Consider the following 18,736-nt stretch of genomic DNA (forward strand, 5'->3'; position numbering starts at 1 on the left):
TCCCGCCCCGGCTGCCTACATGGGCGGGGAAAGGAGACCTCCATGGCCGAGCGCATTCTCTACGAGATCACTGGAACGGATCGCGAGCACTTCCTGCAAGGGCTGGTGACGAACGACGTGCGCCACGTGAAAGACGGGCTGGTCTATACCGCCCTGCTGACGCCGCAGGGAAAATACCTTGCCGATTTCTTCTTGCTAGCGCGAGGCGACGCGATCGTCATCGATATCGACGAAAGCATCGCCGAGGCGACGATCAAACGACTGGGCATGTACAAGCTCCGCGCCGACGTCGCGATCGCACCCTCGGATCTGAAGGTCTACCGCGGCACAGGTCCGGCACCCGAGGGCGCGCTGACCGATCCACGCCATCCCGACATGGGCTGGCGGCTTTACGGCGACGAGGTGGGCGATGACGGCACCGATTGGGATGCGATCCGGGTCGAGCATTGCATCCCCGAGACCGGTATCGAACTGACCCCCGACACTTTCATCCTCGAAGCCGGGTTCGCTCAGCTGAATGGCGTCGATTTCCGCAAGGGCTGCTATGTCGGGCAAGAGGTCACGGCGCGGATGAAGCACAAAACAGAGCTGCGCAAAGGCTTCGTCACCGTAGGTGTCGAAGGGCCCGCGGAACCGGGTACCGAGATTACCTCCGAAGATCGCAGCGTGGGGCGTCTTTTCACGCGTTCGGGCGATCGCGCGATCGCCTATCTACGCTTCGGGCGCGCCGATGGCGAGTTGTCGGCTGGCGAGGCCGTGGTCACTTATTTATGACCGCCGCGGATCAACTGTTTCGAAAAGCGCAAGCCCCACGGCGGAGATTTGCGGAACATCGTGACGCAGAGGAAACGACGATCGGCCGCACCTGGGGCACCAAAGGTTTTTTCGCTGCGCCCATCCCGTAAACTTGTAATGTTTACAGAATATTAACCGGCTCTTGATGCGATACGGGTTTCGCGCTTCGCGAATGACAGCCCTTGAATTTCGGGCGCCCGCGCTTAATTCGCGTTCAATGCGATCCTTCGCGAAGGACCAGGTTTTGGAAACGAGCAAAGGTGCCATGCGTTAAGCGCATAGCTGCCATGTGACCCAAGCCATATCGAATCGGGGGCCGAAAGGCCTAGATGGCCCTCACGCCAGGAAACGCAAGAGCAATAACAAAGGACGGAAGAATGCGCGATTTCGTTGACGGCTCGGCCTTCAATTACGAGCAGGGCCAACGAGCCCGCAAACTGTTCGCCGCTGTGGTCCTCGCGGCCTTGGACGATGCGATTGCAGACGACAAGAAATACGGCAATGGCCCCGAGCAGATCGCCCGCTGGGCACGCTCGCGCGATGGCCGTGAAGTTCTGTCCTGCGCCGGCATCGATCCGAACGAGCGCGTCGTCCGGGGTTTGATGGAATTCGTCGGCAAGGGTGTCCGTACGTCGGTCGCGCTGTCGCGCGAAGAAAGCGAACGCCGCCTCGCCGCGATCTCGGATGAGCACGAGGCCGAAGCGGCCTGATCCTGTCAGGCGCCACGGCGACAGTTGAGTACCCAAAACGGCGCGTCCCTCAGGGCGCGCCGTTTTGAATTTTCAAGGGCAGCTTTGCGCCGAGATTACCGCAATCGCGGCTGAAGCGCATGTTCGCGGGCAAACAGCGCGCGATCGTCGCCCCTGCCCCGGCTGTGTTGGCGATGGCGCGAGTCAGTCCAGATCGCGGCTCATCAGCGCGCGCTGCACTTCGCGGCGCACCATCTTGCGCAGATTACGTGTGATCTTCGCGCCAAGTGCGCCTTGCAACTCTTCGCGCAGCATCGCCGAGACGATCTGACGAAGTTGGGTTTCGTTCATTGATTGCACCGCCGGATGCAGCGGCGCTTCGGGTTGGTCCGGCGTCGACGCCAGTTCAGCCTCGAGCGCGGCGATCTCGTCGGCTTCGGAATCCTCTTCCAGCGTCGCACGCAATTCGGCATAGCTGGACATACGTGGCTCCGGCTCCGGGATGCGCGCCCCGGCATCGCTGAGATGCAGGCGGCGTGGCGGTGCGGAATCGGTCGGTGGCGCGGTTGTCGCCTGCGGCGCGGCAGCGCCACCGACCGATTCCGGTGCAAGATCTTCCCAATCCTGTGCCGAAGGCGCCTCCTCCGGTGTCTCAACTCCCGGCGGGACATCGAAGCCCGAGATGGCGTTTGCCTCGAACGGCGTTTCGCCGAGATTAACGTCTTCCGGCTCCCCTTCGTCTGTGTCGGCCGCAGCGAAATCAAGCCCGGCCAAGGGATCGGTTTCGGCAGGCGCGTCGGCATCCTCTGCCGGGAGCGGCTCTGTGATACCTTCGTCCGCGGCCCCAAACTGATCCGGCGATTGCGGCGCGACGAACCCGGCCACGTCCTCCCAATCGGCAGTGGCAAAAGTCTGCTCCGGATCCGCACCTTGGGACCAGACCGGCGTGAAGCTCTCGGGAAGTTCGGTCAGGGGTGCAGTGCCGGCAGGTTCGAACCTGTCGCCTGTCTCGGATTCGAAATCTGAGCCATCGCGCGCGACTTCCGCCTCGAGTTGCGCGAGCGACCCTTCAAGCCGCTTGAGCTCATCGTCGAACCCGCCCTGCTGCAGTTCCGCCTCCGACGGCCAGGGCTCGGCCTCGGCATCGTCGAATTCGGGTTCGAAATTCTGCGGCTTCCGACGTGCCTCGGACAGTGGCGCGGGCGCCTCGGCCCCGGCAGGCGCGGCGGCCTTCTCCGGCTGGTCCTGCGCGAAATCCTGCGGTTCGGCCGCCTCTTCTTCAGGCGTCACTCCCGGCGCGGACCATTCGAGATCATGGATGTCGCCCTTCGGCTCCGCCTGCGTGTCGGAGACGAGATGCGCGGGCGTCAGAACCAGCGGATCGGGGGCCGCACGCTCGGCCTTGGAGGCCGGATAACTCTCGGCCATACGCGGGCTGTCCTGCGACACCAGTCGCCGGATCGATGCCAGCACATCTTCGATTTCAGGTCTGGGTCGGGTATCAGCCATAATCACTCCATCCTGCAGCGCGCACGCGCGCCTGTCCAGCCGTGACGGATCCGAAACTGCGAGGGACACCCGGAGGCTGCGATACCCGCGCCACTATGGCGCGGGGGGCGGGCCCCAAGAGCCCGCCGGAACACCGGTTGGTCGTTACTGGCCGATGGCCTTGAGCACACGATCCAGACGCTTGCCCTGCGGGCTGAGCGTAAGGGGCGCGGTGCGGACCGCATTGTAATAAGCCGCGGGATCATAGGTCGGAATTCCAAGCTTCAGGTTTTCTACCGTCAACAGCCCCATAGCGGACAAAAGTTGATAATAAGCTACCTGCAGCGTGGCGGCCGCGTCGATCCGTCCGGCCTGCGCATCAAGCAGATCCTGTTCTGCCGAGAGCACGTCGAGCGTGGTACGGGCGCCCAGAAGCGCCTCTTCCTTGACGCCCTGATAGGCGGTACGCGCTGCGGTGATCTGCTGGTCATAAGCCGAGATCTGCGCCTTCGCGATGTCGATCGCCGACCACGCATTGGCCACGTTCTGCGCGACCGTCACGCCGGCCTGGCTGAGTTGTGCACGGGCCGACTGGTCGTTCGCCACGGCCTGGCGCTGTGCCGAGAGAAGCGCACCGCCGGAATAGAGCGTCTGGCTCATTTCGATGCCGGCGGACTGGGTCTGGATGCCCTGCTCTTCCTGCTTCAGGCCGAGCGAACCGGTGATTTTCGGCAGACGATTGGCGCGGGCGTAATCAACGCCGAGGTCATAGACCGCAACAGTGTGCTGCAGTTGCTTGATGCTCGGATGGCTGCGTAGGGCGATATCGCGCGCGGCATCCAGCGAGCCCGGCAGCGAGGGCCGCTTCGGGAACGCCGCGAGATTGCTCGGGTAGTGCCCGGTCGCGGCCTTGTAGGCCTCGCGCGCGGAACGCAGCTTGCCCTGTGCCGCGGCGAGCGACGCGCGGGCGGAAGCCAGCTGCGCCTGTGCGAGCGAGACGTCGGTCTTGGTGACTTCACCCACTTCGAACCGGTCGTTCGACGCCTTGAGTTCCTCGTTCAGGACGCGCGCGGAATTCTGGTTGATCGCAACCTGCTCGGAGGCCGACTTCACGTCCGAATAGGCCTGGATCGCTGCCAGAAGCACGTTCTGCTCGACCGAACGCAGCCCCTCGCGGGTGGCGAGCACGGTCTCTTTCTTCATCGAGACATTCAGCTTGTTACGGCCGAAATCGAACAGCGTCATCGACGCGCCGAGCGTGGTCGAGGCTTTTTGCGAGATCGTGCGCGTGGCGTCGGCATTGAGGTAATCGTAGCTCGCGGTCCATTGCAGGACCGGGCGCAGATTCGCGACGGCTTGCGCGACGTCTTCATCCGCGGCCCGCAGCGCAGCACGGTTCTGCTCCAGCAGGTTCGAATGGCGATAAGCAGAGACCAGCGCGTCGGCCAGCGTCTCGGCCCCGGCCGTGATCGGCGCCATGGCGGTCGCCGCGACCAAAGCGGTCCATGTCAGTGTCTTGCGCAGCATCGAATGCCCCTCGTTTTCCTGTATCGCCACAGATGCAGGAGTCCCTCTGCCGCCGGGCGCAATTACTTTAAGTTTATCGGCTCGCCGCTCGATTGCATATCCTGCAAAACAGCTAGCCTATTCGATGTGCCTTTCAGAGCACGAATTCACGCGGCTGCACGAAGCCCGGAAGGACCGGTGCGGTGCCATTGAACAGGTCGCGCCAGCTCATCGCTCCGTCGATCTTGTAGCCGATCCGAGCGATGCCGAGGGCGCCTTCCATGAAAATCGCGGCGATCCGACCGCCTTCCTTGAGCTGCTCGATCAGCGCGGGCGGAATGGCTTCCACTGCGCCTTCGATCAGAATTGCGTCATATGGGCCGTGCTGCGCCGCACCCTCGGTCAGCGCGCCGGTCACGACGGCGACATTGTCGGCCCCGGCCTCGGCCAGCGCGGCCTCCGCCTGCGACGCCATGTCCTCGTCTTCCAGCGCGACGACTGCCTCGGCCATCCGCGCGATCACCGCGGAGGAATAGCCGAGCCCCGCGCCCACATCGAGCACCAGATCGTCGGGCTGAATGTCGAGCGCGTCGAGCATCTTCGCGAAATTGCGCGGCTCGAGCAGAACCCGGCCCGGTGCCAGTTCGAGGTTTTCCCCGATATAGGCGGCTTCGCGCTTGGCCGCGGGCACGAATTGCTCGCGCGGCACATGCAGCATCGCCGCGATGATCGGGAATTTGGTCACGTCGTTGGGGCGGACCTGCGTGTCGACCATCACGGTGCGGCGCGTAGCGAAATCTTGCATGTCGAGAACTCTTCGGTAGCAAACCCTTGTGGGCGGTTTTGCCACAGAAGCAGGGCCTGAGCAAGTTATGCGAGAGCCAGATCCGACCTGCCGTCGCGCTCAGGGGCGATGGCGCCCGCGCACAATGCATCTCGGACGCAACTCGCCTCTTGCGCGGGCGCCTGCGATACCGTATCTGACGCCCACACCACGGTGGCGAGTTGGCGGAGTGGTGACGCAGCGGATTGCAAATCCGTGTACACCGGTTCGATTCCGGTACTCGCCTCCACCTTTCCCCGAAAAATTTCGTTTCGCCCACGGGGCGACTCTCGACAGAGCCTGCCCCCGATCGCGGCGGCGAGGGCGGAATACGAAGGCCCCGCCTCTTTCGAAGCAGGGCCGGCTATCTCTCCGTCAAACCGATGAGTTTTCAGAGCGCGCACGTGGTCAGCGAAACCTGACAGCCTTCGAGCCCCCCGTGTAATTGCACCCCCACCGGCAGAGGCTGCGGGCCGATGCGCGCGCCGGTGACGATGCAATGCTCCGCCCGCAGCCCCGGCCCGATCACGGCGGCGCGCTCGGCGAGGAAGCCGAGGAAGGACACGATCTCGGAAAGTGACATCCCAGCGGCCATTTCAGGCGGATCGGCAGGCGCGCCGATCGCAAGCGGCAGGCGCGACAGGTCACGGGTTTGCCAATCGGGCACCTCATCTCCCATGACGATCGCCCGGTTCGAGAACCGATCCGCCATCTGTGCCAGCGGCGGCTGCTTTTCGAGCGTGGTGAAGCGCGACTGAAGCACTTCGAAGGCGACATGAACGCTGCCGATCGCTTCCAGAATCTCGTGAGATTTGGCCTCGGGCGAAATATCGGCACGCAGCCGCACCGCAATTTCCAGTTCGAGCCGCGCATGGGGCGCAACGGCAAGGGTCGCACCCGAGCGATGGATCGCGCGACCCAGAACCGGGGCGCAGGACAGGTCCTGCCCGCCCAGCAGCGCGTGTTTCCAGCCCCCCACGGGGCCGAGATGGCGCAGGCTCTCGGCCTGCACGGCATAGGCTTCCGCCGGCGTGACCGGCAGCGGGGTCAGCGCCTCGAGCGTCTCGCCGTCATTCGCGGCAGCCAGCGCCTCTGCGGCGCTTGCGATCTGGTCACGCTGCATGGTGTGCAACCTCTTCTTTCATGGCATCGCGCGGGATGATCGCGCCGGGATGACGGACGACTCGGCTTGCGAGACGCGCACCGTCGAGAATTGCGGCCTCCAGCGTTTTACCGCGCTGCAGGGCCGAGAGGAGAGCGGCATCGAAACTGTCGCCTGCCGCAGTCGTGTCGACAGCCGCGACGGGATCGGGCAGTGCAACGCGCAGCGTCGCCCCCGATGCGTCGCGCGCGAGCACCGCGCCGCCGCCCGTCGTCAGTACGATGGCGCCCGCTGCGTGTTTCTCGCAGCGCGCCATGATCGCCTCGGGGTCGGTCTCGTTCCAGAGCGCCGCGAGATCGTCGAGCGAGGGCAGCGCGAGGCTCGTCACTGCCAAGGCGCGCTCGGTCCACTCCGCCGCCTCGGCCCGGTCACGCCAGAGCCGCGGGCGGTAATTCGTGTCATAGGCGACGGTGATCCCGCGCTGGCGCAGCGCGTCCAACTCCGCCAGCAAACGGCTGCGCGCCGTGTCGGGAAGGATCGCCAAGGTGATGCCCGAGAACAAAAGGACGCGTGCCTGACCGAGCGCCGCGACCTCCTCCCCGTCGGCGCCGAACATCCGGCGCGCCGGCGCCTGATCGCGCCAATAGGTAAAGCTGCGCTCGCCCGTGGCATCGGTGGCGATGAAGCTCAGCCCCGGGCTGCCATCGGCATCGGACCCGATTGCCTCGATTTCGACCCCCTCCTGCGCGATCGTATCGCGCATCCAGCGGCTCATCCCGTCCGAACCGAGCCGCGAAAGGTAGCCCACCCGCAGATCGGGCCGCAGCCGCGCGAGGTAGATCGCCGCATTCAGCGTGTCGCCCCCAAGCCGGCGGTGGAACAGATCGGGCGTTGCAGGGTCGTTTGTGAACTCGGCGAGAGGCTCGCCGATGCAGAGAAAGTCCAGCATGCAAGGCTCCGATCAGGCGGGCCCTACCGGGCTCAGAAGCGGGGCTCCGGCCAGATAGGCGTCGATATTCGCGATCACCAGCTGCGCCATCGCGCGTCGCGCCTCGTTCGTGGCCGAAGCGATATGTGGCGTGAAAAGCGTGTTCGGCGCGCGCAAAAGACCGTCCTCCGCCCCATCGGGCGCGACAGGTTCGACCTCGAATACATCGAGCGCGGCAGAGCCGAGCGTGCCGCCATGCAAGGCCGCAGCCAGCGCCGCGCTGTCGACGACCGAGCCGCGCGCGACATTGACCAAGGTGCCTTCGGAGCCGAGCGCCTCTAACACCGGCGCATCGACAATATACCGCGTCTCAGGCGTGGCCGAGAGCGTGACGAACAGGACGTCACTTTCGGCGGCCAGCGTCCGGGCGTCGGGGCGCCATGCCTCGGGGGCGTCATCATGGGGCTTGCGGGCATGATAGATCACATCAACCCCCAGCGCGCGCAGCATATCCGCCAGTGCGCGCCCGATCCGGCCATAGCCGAGAATACCCGCACGGCAACCGGTCAGCGCCTGACCGAGCCGCGGTTTCTGCCCGTTCGACCAGCCGCCCGAGCGAAGCAACCGCTCGCCCTCGCCGATCCGCCGCCGCACCGAGATAGCGAGACCCAGCGCCAGCTCGGCCACCGCTTCCGACAGCACGTCGGGCGTGGTCGTCACATGGATGCCGCGCGCGGCCGCCGCATCCAGATCGACCGCATCAGTGCCGACGCCATTGACCGCGATCAGGCGCAGGTCGCGAAACTCGGCGATCTCCTCGCCGGAGAGGCCGCGCGCGCCGCTGGTCAGCACGATCTCGATGCCCTCGCGCGCTGTGGCGTCACGGGTGACCGGGTGCGCCGCGCAGAACGCTTCCATCATGTCGGCGGGCTTCAGTTCGATCAGCGCGAGGATCGACGGGGTGGGTTTGGCATCATCACTCATGAGATCTGCCCCAGGAAGTTGCGCAGACGCTCCGACTTCGGATTGCCGAAGAACTCTGCCGGCGGCCCCTCTTCGATGATCGCGCCCTGCTCCATGAAGATCACGCGGTCGGCGACGGCACGGGCGAAATCCATCTCGTGGGTCACGCAGAGCATCGTCATGCCTTCACGGGCGAGGTCGATCATCGTGTCGAGCACCTCCTTGACCATCTCGGGATCGAGCGCCGAGGTCGGCTCATCGAACAGCATGATCCGCGGCTCCATGCAGAGCGCCCGCGCAATCGCGACCCGCTGCTGCTGACCGCCCGAAAGCTGGGCGGGAAATTTGTCCGCCTGCTCGGGGATCTTCACGCGCTCCAGATACTTGCGCGCGGTCGCCTCCGCCCCGGCCTTGTCCGCCCGCCGCGTCTTGAGTGGCGCGAGCGTGCAGTTCTGCAGCACGGTCAGGTGGGGAAACAGGTTGAATTGCTGGAAGACCATCCCGACTTCGCGGCGCACCTTGGCGACGTTCTCGCCGCCTGCCGTCAGCTCGATCCCGTCGACGGTGATCGTGCCATCCTGAATCTCTTCGAGCTGGTTGAGCGTGCGGATCAGGGTCGACTTGCCGGAGCCGGACGGACCGCAGATCACGATCCGCTCGCCTTGTTCGACCGTCAGATCGATCGACTTCAGCGCCTGAAACGCACCGAAGAACTTGGTGACGCCGCGCATCTCGACGGCGGGCTGCTGTGCTTGTGTCATGGGATGCCTTGTAGGGTGACCCGGCGCAGCGCGGGGCTGCGCCGGATGTGGGGTGAGATCAGTTCGAGGCCGATTTCGGCGTCGCGGCTTCCTCGGCCGATCCGTTGCGGACGAAATCGGGGATGTCCGTCGCCAGCCACTGCTGCGAGATCTTGTCCATCGTGCCGTCTTTCATTGCGGAGCCGACGAACGCGTTGATCTTGGCCAGAAGCTTGTCTGCGCCCGGCTCGACCGCGATGCCCTGGACCTGGCTCGAAAGCGGGAACTTCTCGTCAAAGCGACCCGGCGCAGCCTTCGCGATCTGCGCGGCCACGACGTTGGACACACCGATCAGCGGCACCTGCCCCGAGAGGAGTGCCTGCACTGCGGCCGCGTCGTCGTCGAAGCGGCGGATCGTGGTGTCGTCGGGGGCGACCTTGGTCACGCCCGCGTCCTGCGTCGAGGCGCGCACGACGCCGACAGATCCACCAGACAGATCGGCAGGCTTCGAGACCTTTTCCTCTTTCTTGCCGTAGACCATGATCTCGATCCCGGCATAGGGGCGCGAGAAATCGACCCGCTTGGCGCGCTCTGGCGTGATGCCCAACGAGGCGACCAGCACATCGACCTGACCTGAGAGCAGGTAGGGGATACGGTTCGGGCCGGTCACCGGCACGATCTCGATCTTGGTGCCCAGGTAGTCGGCGAGCGCCTTGGCGGTATCCGCGTCATAGCCTTCGGGCTTGCCGCTGGTGCCCATTAGACCGAAGGGCGGGAAATCGACGAGCATGCCGACCTTGAGCACGCCGGCCTTCTCGACCTGATCGAGCGTGGTGGCTTGCGCGTGGCCTGCCATCAATGCGCCGACCGTCAGGGCCGCCGTTGCGACTGTCTTGAGAAACTTCATGTTTTACTCCTCCTAAACCTGAAGCGGGTGAAAAATCAGCGGGTGAATGCGAGGCGCATCCGCCCTTCCAGCCGGCGCGCATAAAGCGACAGCGGCCAGCAGATGATGAAGTAGATCGCGGCCACCAGCCCGAAGACCACGAAGGGGTCGAAGGTCGCGTTGTTGACGATCTGACCGGCGCGCGTCAGCTCGGTGAAGCCGATGATCGAGGTAAGCGAGGTGCCCTTGATCAGCTGCACAAGGAAGCCGACGGTCGGGGCTACGGCGATCCGCGCCGCCTGCGGCAGAACCACATGCTGCATCCGGTCGCGATAGCTCAGCGAAAGCGCAGTCGCGGCCTCGGTCTGCCCCGACGGCACCGCGTCGATCGAGCCGCGCCAGATCTCGCCCAGATAGGCGCTGGCATGGAAGGTCAGCGCGATCGCCGCCGCCAGCAGCGGGTTGATCGGCAGGTTCAGCACGGTCAGACCGAAATAGAACAGGAACAGCTGCATCAGGAGCGGGGTGCCCTGGAAGATCCGGATGAACCCGGCGCTGATCCGGCGCAGAGCCTTCGAGCCCGAGCTGCGCGCGAGTGCCACGAACAGCCCGCCGATTGCGCCGCCGATGAAGGCGATGACCGACAGCAGAAGCGTCCAGCGCACGGCCTCGATGATGAACAGGATGTCGGAGGGACCGAATTGGCGGATCATGTCAGCGGCTCGCAGGATAGTTGAAAATGGCGTTCTGGACGAGTTTGAAGAGGCCCGAGAACAGCAGCGAGAGAACGAGGTAGAACGCGGTCACGACGAGGTAGATCTCGAAGCTGGCGAAGGTCTTGGCGTTCAGATCCGCCCCTACCGAGGCCAGATCGTTCGCGGAGATCGTCGAGACGACCGACGAGGTCAGCATCAGGTAGATGAACTGGCTCGTCATCGCCGGATAGACGTTGCGCAGCGCCGGCTTCAGGATCACGTAGCGGAAAATCTGAATCGGCCCGAGACCCAGCGCGCGCCCTGCCTCGATCTGGCCATGGGGCACGGATTCGATCCCGGCGCGGGTGATTTCGGTCCCGTACGCGCCGACATTGATCACCAGAGCGATCAGCGCCGCGACATTCGGATCGAGAGAAATCCCGATCGCGGGCAGCCCGAAATACAGAAAGAAGATCTGCACGAGGAAGGGCGTGTTGCGGATGATCTCGACATAGGCGCCGACGATCGCGTGCAGCACCTTCGAATGCGAGGTGCGCGCAGCAGCCCCGAGGACCGACACGATCAGGCCCAGAAGCATCGCCGCGAAAGACAGGCGGATGGTCAGCCATGCGCCGTAAAGCAGCAGGTCCAGATTCTCTAATACGGGCGTGAAGTTGAAGTGATACACGTCGCCTCCCTGCGTGTAACCACATGCCCTCACGCTCCTCAACGGTCGGGCATGCTCATTTAGATCGATCTAATTAGAACGATCTAAATTCCGAGTCGCAAATCACGGATGCGTGAGTGGAAAACGTCGGGGCAAGTTGGGATCAGTCGGCGGGACCGGTGGTGTCGCGCACCCGCAGGCGCGGCGTCACGATCTCGGTTTTCCGCTCTGCGCCCGGATCTGCGATCCGCCGCAGCAGCAGGCGCGCCGAAGCCGCGCCGATCTGGCGCGGGAAGACCTGCACTGTGGTCAGGCGCGGCGGCGCACCGAGATCGATGAAGGACAGGTTGTCGTGGCCCACCACCGAAAGATCGCGGCCGGGCATCAGCCCCAGATCGAACAGTCCCCGCAGCAGGCCCGAGGCGAGGATGTCGTTGAAGCAGATCGCTGCGGTCGGGCGTGGCTCGAGCGCCATCAGCATCGCGGCCGATTGCGGCGAGCCATCCCATGCGAGCGGCACGTCGATCACCCCAGCATTGATGAGCTCCTGAGCCCGCATCTCCTCCTCGAAGGCCGCGAGACGTTCATCCCGCGTGGAAACCTCCCCCGCGAGCGCGACGAAGGATATCCGTCGATGGCCGAGATCGCGCAAATGCCGAACGCTCAGCCGCACCGCGAGGCCGTGATCTGAGCCTGCGAAATCGCTGAGATCGCGGCCCACGTGGCGCATCGCCTGCACCAGCGGCACCCCTGCCGCGACCAGCTTCTCTATCGTATCCGGCTCGGTCCCTTCGGCGGGAAACAGGATGATTCCCTCCGCGTCATGCTCGCGCAACCGGCGGAGCAGACCCGATTGCCGTTCCGGATCGTCCCGCGAACTGGCGAGCATGACTTGATAGCCCTGCTCGTCCAGCTCGGCCTCGATCCCCTCGACGAATTCCGAGAAGAAGCTGTTCACGAGGTTCGGAATGATCACGCCGATAGTGCGGCTTTTCTGACCGCGCAGACGTGCCGCGCCGCTATTGGGCACGTAGTCGAGCTCGGCGATGACCTTCTCGACCTTCTCGCGCGTCTTTGCCGCCACGAGGTCCGAGCCGCGAATGACGAGCGAGGCCGTGGCGCGGGACACGCCCGCCGCCCGCGCCACATCCATCAATGTCGTACGCTTCACCGCCATAATCGCGGAGTAACGACAGGAAGGCGCTCGCGCAAGCACGACACCGCCGTCACGCGACTAGCTGCGCTCATTGGGAAACGGCCGCCCCGTCTGGGGAGCCCGTCTGGGAAGACCGTGTCAACGCGAGTACGAGAGTTTAGCGGTAGTGCTTCTGCGTCATGTCGAAAGCGCCGCGTTTCAGATCCATCTTGAAGAACTTGTGGTCACGCTTGAGGCGCTTCACCGCCTCTCGCCCGAAACACAGCAGATCGTCGACGAACAGATCGAAGGGCTGCATCGCCTCGATGATGCGCGGCTCGATCCGGTAGTCCAGCTCGCCCGCATCGTCGGAGCGCGCGTGGGCCTGCGCCAGCGCCTGCCCGCAGGCGTGGGCATAGTCACGCCAGCTGTCCTTCGACAGATCGTCGAGGTCGATATCGTCGCGGAACGGCGCACGTTCGCGCGACATGAAGCTCATATCGTCGATCTCCACGCTGCCGTAGAAGACATCGCCATGCGCCAGATGCACCCGCTGGCCATGCGCGATCCGGTCGCCCTTTTCACCGGCGACAAAATCGTTCTCCGGGACCAGACCTTCGAGCGCGGACTGCCGGGCACGCTTGAACTCGATGATCAGATCGTCGCTGGCATTCTTGCTCGGACCTTCGATCAGGCAATAGTAGCGCGGCAGCCCCAGCGAGGCCGTGCCCTGCCCATGGCGGATGCACACATCCTTCACCTTCAGCTGCCCGGCGCGCCCACCGGGATCGATCCCGTTCTGCTTGGCCACGTCGTTGATGTAACCCTGAAACTCCGAGATCCGACTGGAGATCGGCGTCAGTTCGTCATTCGCCCGGAAGCCCCGCCCGGTCTCGTTGAGATAGCGATCCCAGAGCCATTCCTTCCGACTATTGCGCGCCTTCTTGAACATCCGCCGGATCACTTTCGGACTGTTATCGGGGCGCATCTGCTGGCTCGCCTCCTTGTCGTGGCGGGCATAGAATTCCATCCCGTCACGATAGCCTTCGACGAATTTGCGCACGATCTTCTCACGGTGCTTCTTCTTCTGGTCTCCCTCTTCCTTGGCGGCGATCAGAAAGCCCGTGATGCCGCGCTTCAGATCCCAGGTGAAGGGCCCGTAGAGCACGTCGTCGAAATCGTTCACGCCGAAGATCGGCACGTTATCGGCATTGGGCATGATCCCGAAATTCTCCGGATGGACATCCCCGAGCGCGAGCACCGTCGGCATCCGCTCATCCTCGCCCAGCATGTCGCGGTGAAACAGCAGCGAGGTGCCGCGGAAGAAGGAGAACAGCGAATCCGCCAGTTCCTCGAATTTCTCGCTCGCGCCCTCGGCCTTCTCGTCGATGCGCACCGCGTGGTCCTCGATGATCGTCGAGCGCACATGCAGGCGACGCGCAAGCCCGGTCAGATCGCCCGGACGCATCACGCAGGGGTATTTCACATAGGCCTCGGCGAGCTCGCGATAGGCCTCGACGCGGCTCTGGAGCTGTTGGACGGGCGCAACCCCGGTGGCCTTGCGCGACCGTTTCTGGCTCGACGCTTTGGAATTGGAAGATTTCGGCTTGTTATTGCCTTCCGCCATGGGGCTGCTCCTTTTCGGGGTTCGCTCTCCTAACGGGAGGACGGGCGAAGGCGTTCCGAAAAACCGGCGTGAGCCCCAAGGCTCAGGGCGTGTATTCTCCGCAGAGCGACCGGGAGAGGCGCGCCGCCCGCGTCTGCGGATCGTCGAGCGAAAGGACATGGGAGAGCTTTGTATAGGCCGACTCCGGCGTCATGTCGCGCCCGTCGATCACCCCGTGATCGCGCAGGACCGCCCCCGCCGCATAGGTGCCAAGCGCCATCCCTCCCTCGGGACATTGGCTGACCCCGATGACCGGGACCGCGCGGGCCTGCGCCGCGGCAAGCGCCGCGCGCAGGCCGGGCGTGTCGGGCGCAGTCCCCGAGCCGTAGCAGCGCAGCACCAGACCGTCACAGGTCTTGGCTGCATGGTCGAGAAGGCTCTCCTCCGCCCCCGGCGCAACGGCCAGAACGGCGATCCGCGCGGGCCTGACCGGATGACGGATCAGGTGCGGCCCCGGCTGGCAGGGCGGGATGTCGGAAGGATCGGCGGCGAAGGCATCGAAAGCGCGCGAGTGGCTTTTGCGGACCCGCGCGCCGTGCAACAGGCGTCTGGCGAATTGCACCCATATGCCTGGCGTAGCTGTCCGCGCCGCCGCAATCGCGTCGCGCAGATTGCGCGCGCCGTCATTGCCCTCGACCGAAAGCGGCAGCATCGAGCCGGTCACGATCACCGGCTTGCCCAGCCCTTCGAGCGCGAAGCATAAAGCCCCCGCCGTATAGGCGAGCGTATCGGTGCCGTGGGTCACGATCACCCCGTCGCAACGGTCGTGACGCGCGGCGATGGTCTCGGCGATCCGATCCCAATCGGCGGGTGTGGCATTGGCGCTGTCGATCAGCGGATCGAGACGTAGGGTCTCAACCTCGCGCCCCTCGGGCAGGGTCGCGAGGAAATCCTCGACCACGCCCTGCTGCGGTACGAAACCCGCATCAGAGGCGACCATGCCGATCGTCCCGCCCGTATGGATCAGAAGCAGCGCCATGCCGCGTCCCTCAGTTCCGCGACAGGACGCTGGAAGGCCGTGCGCGGGCCAGAGAGACGGTCAGCGCCGCAACGATCAGCGCCTTGATCAGATCGCCGGGGATGAAGACGACCATTAGCGAAGTGCTTTCGATCAGGCTCTTGCCGAGCGCAAGCGACAGCCCGACGATTCCCATCGCGTAGGACAACACGATCCCACCAAGGATCGACCCTACGAAGACCGATGCGCCCAGCGGAACCGAGCGCCATTTCTCGACGACGAAGCCGGTCAGCCACGCGGCCAGCGGCCAGCTGAACAGGAACCCGCCCGTCGGACCGAAGAAGACGCCGAGGCCCCCACGACCGCCGGCCAGCAGCGGCAGACCAACGGCCACCAGCAGCAGGAACAGCAGGACCGCCAGAGCACCACGCTTCGAGCCCAGCACGGCGCCGGCCAGCATGATCCCAAGGCTCTGCGCCGTGATCGGCACACCGAAGCCCAGCGTGATCTTCGGGATCAGCGCGAGTACCGCGATCAGGGCCGCAAACAGCGCGATCAGCGCGACATTCTTTTCCATCTCAAGTCTCCCTCTCGGATGTGAGCCCTCCCCGGGCCCGTAGCGCATCGCCGACATGGTCGGCATCGTCAAGCGCAAGAAGCGTGAAGGGCAGCACCAGCCGCCAGCTCGGTCGCCGCGTCGCCCGGGCGCGCCAGCTCTCGGTCAGGCGCGCACCCTTGTTGGTCAGCACCGGCACCATGCGGATCACCAAAGCGATCGCGATCTCCAGCGCGGCGGTCGACAGCCCGAAGCGGCGCAACGGTGTCGTCAGCCAGCGCACAACCGCGATCATATCACTGAGCCGCGTCGTCATCGACACGAGGTTCGCCAGCGCCACCGCCGAGATCATCCGCATCACGATCACCGCGCCTTCCGCGATCTCGCCGATCACCATCTGCCAGATCGCGACGATGACGATAAACGGCCAGAGCAGTTTCAGCGCCGACAGGCCCGCGCGCAAGAAGGCGCGACCGGGCAAGGCATAGGCGATCAGGATCGCCGTGACGACGCCCGAGAGGATCAGCGGGCTTTCGATATAGAACAGACCCACGGTCGCGAGGCAGAGCGCTGCGAGTTTCAAACCCGCAGGCCAGTCATGGGCGGCGGTCTTAACGGGAGAGCTGAGCGATATCATCGGCCTCTCCCGCGCGGGTCATCTCTTCGACGTAGGCGGGCAGCACCTCGCGCGCCGCGCCATGCATTCGCAGCCGCCCTTGGTCGAGCCAGAGGATTTCTTCGTAATGCTCCAACTCGCGCGGGTCGTGGGTCACCTGCACCAGCGTCCCGCGATAGAGCGTCAGCGCGCGACCCAGCTGCGCCTTGGTCGGGATGTCGAGACCGGAGAAGGGCTCGTCTAAGATCAGCAGGTTCGGAGCCATCGCGCTCACCGCCATCAGGCATAGAAGCTGCTTCTGGCCCTGGCTGAGCGTCGTGACATAGGCATCGCGCCACGCCGCCTTGCCGAACTGCGCGAGTGTCTCTTCCGCCGCAGCCTCGGCTTCGGTTTTCCTTATCCCCTGCTGGCGCAGCCCGAAGGAAATCTCCTCGATCACGGTGGGGAAGATGATCTGATGATCGGGGTTCTGGAACAGGATGCCGACCTCGCGCAGCGCGGCCTTGCGGTCGGCGGCCAGATCGTGGCCGTTGATCCGCAGGCTGCCCCGGCTCGGCGCAATCAGCCCGGCCATCAGCCGCGAGAGGGTAGATTTGCCCGATCCGTTGCGCCCCACCACGCCGATGCGGCGGGCACGGGTCTCAAGCGAAATCCCCTCCAGCACCGGGCGACCGTCGAGATCGTGGCCCAGATCGGAAATCGCGATATGGCTCGCAGAAGTAAGGGTCGCGCCGTCAGACATGCGCCGGGTCATATACGCAGTCGCGCCGCGTTTCCAGACGCCCTGCGCATAGCGAAAGGCGCGCGAGGTTTCCCCCCGCGCGCCTCTCTGTCTCAAGTGTCCCTCAGTTTACCGAGGCTCGGTCCGAAGACCCTTCCAGATCGCCCAGCACATCACCAACAGAACCAGCGTGAAGGGAAGACCGGTCGAGATCACCATCGCCTGTAGCGCGCTCAGACCGCCGCCGATCAACAGCACGATCGCGACCGCGCCCTCGAAGGTGGCCCAGAACACACGCTGCGGCACCGGAGCGTCGACTTTGCCGCCTGCGGTAATCGTGTCGATCACGAGCGAGCCGGAGTCCGAGGAGGTCACGAAGAACACGATCACCAGGATGATCGCGATGACCGAGGTGATCGAGGTCAGCGGGAGACCCTCCAGCATCGCGAACAGCGACAGCGGCGGGTTGTAGCTATCGATGACCTGCGCCTTCACCAGCGAGCCTGCCGGGTCCGAGATAACCTGGTCGATCGCGACGCCACCGAAGACCGCCATCCACAGCACGCAGACGAGCGAGGGGATCAGCAGCACGCAGATGATGAACTCGCGCACGGTACGGCCACGCGACACCCGGGCGATGAACATACCGACGAAGGGCGACCAGGAAATCCACCACGCCCAGTAGAACGCGGTCCAGCCGTCGCGATAGCTGTCATCCGTGCGCCCGATCGGGTTCGACAGCGGAATGATGTCCTTGGCATAGGCCAGAAGACCCTGACCGAAATCGGTGAAGATCATCAGGGTCGGACCCGCGAAGAGAACGAAGAGCAGCAGCAGCGCCGCGATGCCCATGTTGATCTCCGAGAGCAGCTTCACGCCGCCGTCGAGGCCGCGCAGCACCGAGAACAACGCAACGCCGGTGATGATGGTGATCAGAATGATCTGCACCGTCGTGTTGATCGGAACGCCGAAGACGTGATTGAGACCCGCATTCGCCTGCTGCGCGCCGAAACCGAGCGAGGTCGCAAGACCGAACAGTGTCGCGAACACCGCGATGATGTCGATGATGTGGCCGGTCCAGCCCCAGACCTTCTCACCGAAGATCGGATAGAAAGCCGAGCGGATCGTCAGCGGCAGCCCCTTGTTATAGGAGAACAGCGCCAGCGCGAGCGCCACGACCGCATAGATCGCCCAAGGGTGCAGACCCCAGTGATAGATCGTTGCGGCGAGGCCCATTTCCTTGGCCCGGGCGACATTCTCCGGGATCAGGTTGCCATCCGCATCGAAGGGCGAAGGTGTGCCCAACGGCTGCGATACCGCCATGTGATAGACCGGCTCGAGCACGCCGAAGAACATCAGACCGATGCCCATACCGGCCGCGAAGAGCATCGCGAACCAGCCCATATAGGTGAAGTCCGGCTCGGCATCCGTGCCCCCCAGGCGCACCGCGCCATAGGGCGAGACGATCAGGGCGAGACAGAAGATGACGAAGATGTTCGCGGCGCTCATGAAGAACCAGTCGAAAGTCGAGGTCAGCCACGGACGCATTGCGCCGAAGATCTCGCTCGCCTGTTCGGGCAGGGCTAGCGCATAGAAGACGAAGGCCACGATCGTCAGCGCCGAGATCATGAAAACCGGGTTGTGAATGTCGAAACCGAAGGGCCCGACTTGGCCTTCCAGGTTGTCCTGACCGATTTCGTAATCGGTTTCGATGAGTTGCGTGTCCCCTTCGGGGGCAGGGATACCCTGAACTTCTTCAGGTTCGGCCATATGCCGTCCTCCTGTCCTTATTGGTTATGTTG

At 64.6% G+C, this 18,736-nt stretch carries 19 protein-coding genes and 1 tRNA gene; 3 read left to right on the plus strand and 17 right to left on the minus strand.

Annotated elements, in window-relative coordinates:
• Positions 1-42 precede the first annotated feature (42 nt).
• On the plus strand, positions 43-774 hold the full coding sequence (gene ygfZ, locus BMG03_RS17615) for a CAF17-like 4Fe-4S cluster assembly/insertion protein YgfZ (protein WP_075773875.1): 732 nt from the start codon (positions 43-45) through the stop codon (positions 772-774).
• Positions 775-1,172: 398 nt separating this feature from the next.
• Positions 1,173-1,505, plus strand: coding sequence for a DUF6280 family protein (locus BMG03_RS17620; RefSeq protein WP_075773874.1), 333 nt, complete (start codon positions 1,173-1,175; stop codon positions 1,503-1,505).
• Positions 1,506-1,688: 183 nt separating this feature from the next.
• On the opposite strand, the gene BMG03_RS17625 is transcribed toward BMG03_RS17620, so the two are convergent.
• The 3 genes from BMG03_RS17625 to BMG03_RS17635 all read right to left on the minus strand — a co-directional run bounded on the left by BMG03_RS17625 (position 1,689) and on the right by BMG03_RS17635 (position 5,283).
• Positions 1,689-2,993 carry a hypothetical protein gene (locus BMG03_RS17625; RefSeq protein WP_157771611.1) on the minus strand — a complete coding sequence of 435 codons (1,305 nt, stop codon included), beginning with the start codon at positions 2,991-2,993 and terminating at the stop codon, positions 1,689-1,691.
• Between the two features lie 144 nt (positions 2,994-3,137).
• Positions 3,138-4,499, minus strand: coding sequence for a TolC family outer membrane protein (locus BMG03_RS17630; RefSeq protein ID WP_075773872.1), 1,362 nt, complete (start codon positions 4,497-4,499; stop codon positions 3,138-3,140).
• 133 nt (positions 4,500-4,632) lie between these two features.
• A complete protein-coding gene (locus tag BMG03_RS17635; protein ID WP_075773871.1) occupies positions 4,633-5,283 on the minus strand; it encodes a protein-L-isoaspartate O-methyltransferase family protein in 651 nt (216 codons plus the stop codon).
• A 194-nt stretch (positions 5,284-5,477) separates the two neighbouring features.
• Between BMG03_RS17635 and BMG03_RS17640 the strand changes: the two genes are divergently transcribed.
• Positions 5,478-5,551, plus strand: a tRNA-Cys gene (locus BMG03_RS17640).
• 141 nt (positions 5,552-5,692) lie between these two features.
• Here BMG03_RS17640 and BMG03_RS17645 read toward each other — a convergent pair.
• The 14 genes from BMG03_RS17645 to BMG03_RS17710 all read right to left on the minus strand — a co-directional run bounded on the left by BMG03_RS17645 (position 5,693) and on the right by BMG03_RS17710 (position 18,704).
• The gene (locus BMG03_RS17645) at positions 5,693-6,424 is read right to left on the minus strand and encodes a hypothetical protein (RefSeq protein ID WP_075773870.1); all 732 of its coding nucleotides are present in this window, start codon (positions 6,422-6,424) and stop codon (positions 5,693-5,695) included.
• Positions 6,414-7,352 carry a sugar kinase gene (locus BMG03_RS17650; protein WP_244270969.1) on the minus strand — a complete coding sequence of 313 codons (939 nt, stop codon included), beginning with the start codon at positions 7,350-7,352 and terminating at the stop codon, positions 6,414-6,416. The genes BMG03_RS17645 and BMG03_RS17650 overlap by 11 nt, the downstream gene beginning before the upstream one ends.
• Before the next feature lie 12 nt (positions 7,353-7,364).
• Positions 7,365-8,315, minus strand: coding sequence for an NAD(P)-dependent oxidoreductase (locus BMG03_RS17655; RefSeq protein ID WP_077701324.1), 951 nt, complete (start codon positions 8,313-8,315; stop codon positions 7,365-7,367).
• Positions 8,312-9,025 carry an amino acid ABC transporter ATP-binding protein gene (locus BMG03_RS17660; RefSeq protein WP_425275171.1) on the minus strand — a complete coding sequence of 238 codons (714 nt, stop codon included), beginning with the start codon at positions 9,023-9,025 and terminating at the stop codon, positions 8,312-8,314. Before BMG03_RS17660 ends, BMG03_RS17655 begins: the two co-directional genes overlap by 4 nt.
• 88 nt (positions 9,026-9,113) lie before the next feature.
• A complete protein-coding gene (locus BMG03_RS17665; protein ID WP_075773868.1) occupies positions 9,114-9,941 on the minus strand; it encodes a transporter substrate-binding domain-containing protein in 828 nt (275 codons plus the stop codon).
• 35 nt (positions 9,942-9,976) lie between these two features.
• The gene (locus BMG03_RS17670; RefSeq protein ID WP_075773867.1) at positions 9,977-10,633 is read right to left on the minus strand and encodes an amino acid ABC transporter permease; all 657 of its coding nucleotides are present in this window, start codon (positions 10,631-10,633) and stop codon (positions 9,977-9,979) included.
• A gap of 1 nt (position 10,634) precedes the next feature.
• Complete coding sequence (locus BMG03_RS17675) at positions 10,635-11,303, minus strand: amino acid ABC transporter permease (RefSeq protein ID WP_075773866.1); 669 nt, start codon at positions 11,301-11,303, stop codon at positions 10,635-10,637.
• 142 nt (positions 11,304-11,445) lie between these two features.
• Positions 11,446-12,459 (minus strand): LacI family DNA-binding transcriptional regulator, encoded by a 1,014-nt coding sequence (locus BMG03_RS17680; protein ID WP_075773865.1) that lies wholly within the window; start codon positions 12,457-12,459, stop codon positions 11,446-11,448.
• A gap of 136 nt (positions 12,460-12,595) precedes the next feature.
• A complete protein-coding gene (locus BMG03_RS17685; RefSeq protein WP_075773864.1) occupies positions 12,596-14,044 on the minus strand; it encodes a DUF2252 domain-containing protein in 1,449 nt (482 codons plus the stop codon).
• Between the two features lie 82 nt (positions 14,045-14,126).
• Complete coding sequence (locus BMG03_RS17690) at positions 14,127-15,062, minus strand: asparaginase (protein WP_075773863.1); 936 nt, start codon at positions 15,060-15,062, stop codon at positions 14,127-14,129.
• 10 nt (positions 15,063-15,072) lie between these two features.
• Positions 15,073-15,618 carry a biotin transporter BioY gene (locus BMG03_RS17695; RefSeq protein WP_075773862.1) on the minus strand — a complete coding sequence of 182 codons (546 nt, stop codon included), beginning with the start codon at positions 15,616-15,618 and terminating at the stop codon, positions 15,073-15,075.
• Between the two features lies 1 nt (position 15,619).
• A complete protein-coding gene (locus tag BMG03_RS17700; protein WP_075773861.1) occupies positions 15,620-16,234 on the minus strand; it encodes a CbiQ family ECF transporter T component in 615 nt (204 codons plus the stop codon).
• Positions 16,209-16,955 (minus strand): energy-coupling factor ABC transporter ATP-binding protein, encoded by a 747-nt coding sequence (locus tag BMG03_RS17705; protein WP_244270970.1) that lies wholly within the window; start codon positions 16,953-16,955, stop codon positions 16,209-16,211. Before BMG03_RS17705 ends, BMG03_RS17700 begins: the two co-directional genes overlap by 26 nt.
• A gap of 108 nt (positions 16,956-17,063) precedes the next feature.
• A complete protein-coding gene (locus tag BMG03_RS17710) occupies positions 17,064-18,704 on the minus strand; it encodes a BCCT family transporter (protein WP_075773860.1) in 1,641 nt (546 codons plus the stop codon).
• Positions 18,705-18,736 lie beyond the last annotated feature (32 nt).

It is taken from the genome of Thioclava nitratireducens, from assembly GCF_001940525.2.
GTDB lineage: Bacteria > Pseudomonadota > Alphaproteobacteria > Rhodobacterales > Rhodobacteraceae > Thioclava > Thioclava nitratireducens.

Excerpts from the sequence above, each read along its gene's own strand:
- ygfZ (WP_075773875.1), top strand. The coding sequence starts at position 43 with ATGGCCGAGCGCATTCTCTACGAGATCACTGGAACGGATCGCGAGCAC.
- BMG03_RS17620 (WP_075773874.1), top strand. The coding sequence starts at position 1,173 with ATGCGCGATTTCGTTGACGGCTCGGCCTTCAATTACGAGCAGGGCCAA.
- BMG03_RS17625 (WP_157771611.1), bottom strand. The coding sequence starts at position 2,993 with ATGGCTGATACCCGACCCAGACCTGAAATCGAAGATGTGCTGGCATCG.
- BMG03_RS17630 (WP_075773872.1), bottom strand. The coding sequence starts at position 4,499 with ATGCTGCGCAAGACACTGACATGGACCGCTTTGGTCGCGGCGACCGCC.
- BMG03_RS17635 (WP_075773871.1), bottom strand. The coding sequence starts at position 5,283 with ATGCAAGATTTCGCTACGCGCCGCACCGTGATGGTCGACACGCAGGTC.
- BMG03_RS17645 (WP_075773870.1), bottom strand. The coding sequence starts at position 6,424 with ATGCAGCGTGACCAGATCGCAAGCGCCGCAGAGGCGCTGGCTGCCGCG.
- BMG03_RS17650 (WP_244270969.1), bottom strand. The coding sequence starts at position 7,352 with ATGCTGGACTTTCTCTGCATCGGCGAGCCTCTCGCCGAGTTCACAAAC.
- BMG03_RS17655 (WP_077701324.1), bottom strand. The coding sequence starts at position 8,315 with ATGAGTGATGATGCCAAACCCACCCCGTCGATCCTCGCGCTGATCGAA.
- BMG03_RS17660 (WP_425275171.1), bottom strand. The coding sequence starts at position 9,025 with ATGCGCGGCGTCACCAAGTTCTTCGGTGCGTTTCAGGCGCTGAAGTCG.
- BMG03_RS17665 (WP_075773868.1), bottom strand. The coding sequence starts at position 9,941 with ATGAAGTTTCTCAAGACAGTCGCAACGGCGGCCCTGACGGTCGGCGCA.
- BMG03_RS17670 (WP_075773867.1), bottom strand. The coding sequence starts at position 10,633 with ATGATCCGCCAATTCGGTCCCTCCGACATCCTGTTCATCATCGAGGCC.
- BMG03_RS17680 (WP_075773865.1), bottom strand. The coding sequence starts at position 12,459 with ATGGCGGTGAAGCGTACGACATTGATGGATGTGGCGCGGGCGGCGGGC.
- BMG03_RS17685 (WP_075773864.1), bottom strand. The coding sequence starts at position 14,044 with ATGGCGGAAGGCAATAACAAGCCGAAATCTTCCAATTCCAAAGCGTCG.
- BMG03_RS17690 (WP_075773863.1), bottom strand. The coding sequence starts at position 15,062 with ATGGCGCTGCTTCTGATCCATACGGGCGGGACGATCGGCATGGTCGCC.
- BMG03_RS17695 (WP_075773862.1), bottom strand. The coding sequence starts at position 15,618 with ATGGAAAAGAATGTCGCGCTGATCGCGCTGTTTGCGGCCCTGATCGCG.
- BMG03_RS17700 (WP_075773861.1), bottom strand. The coding sequence starts at position 16,234 with ATGATATCGCTCAGCTCTCCCGTTAAGACCGCCGCCCATGACTGGCCT.
- BMG03_RS17705 (WP_244270970.1), bottom strand. The coding sequence starts at position 16,955 with ATGTCTGACGGCGCGACCCTTACTTCTGCGAGCCATATCGCGATTTCC.
- BMG03_RS17710 (WP_075773860.1), bottom strand. The coding sequence starts at position 18,704 with ATGGCCGAACCTGAAGAAGTTCAGGGTATCCCTGCCCCCGAAGGGGAC.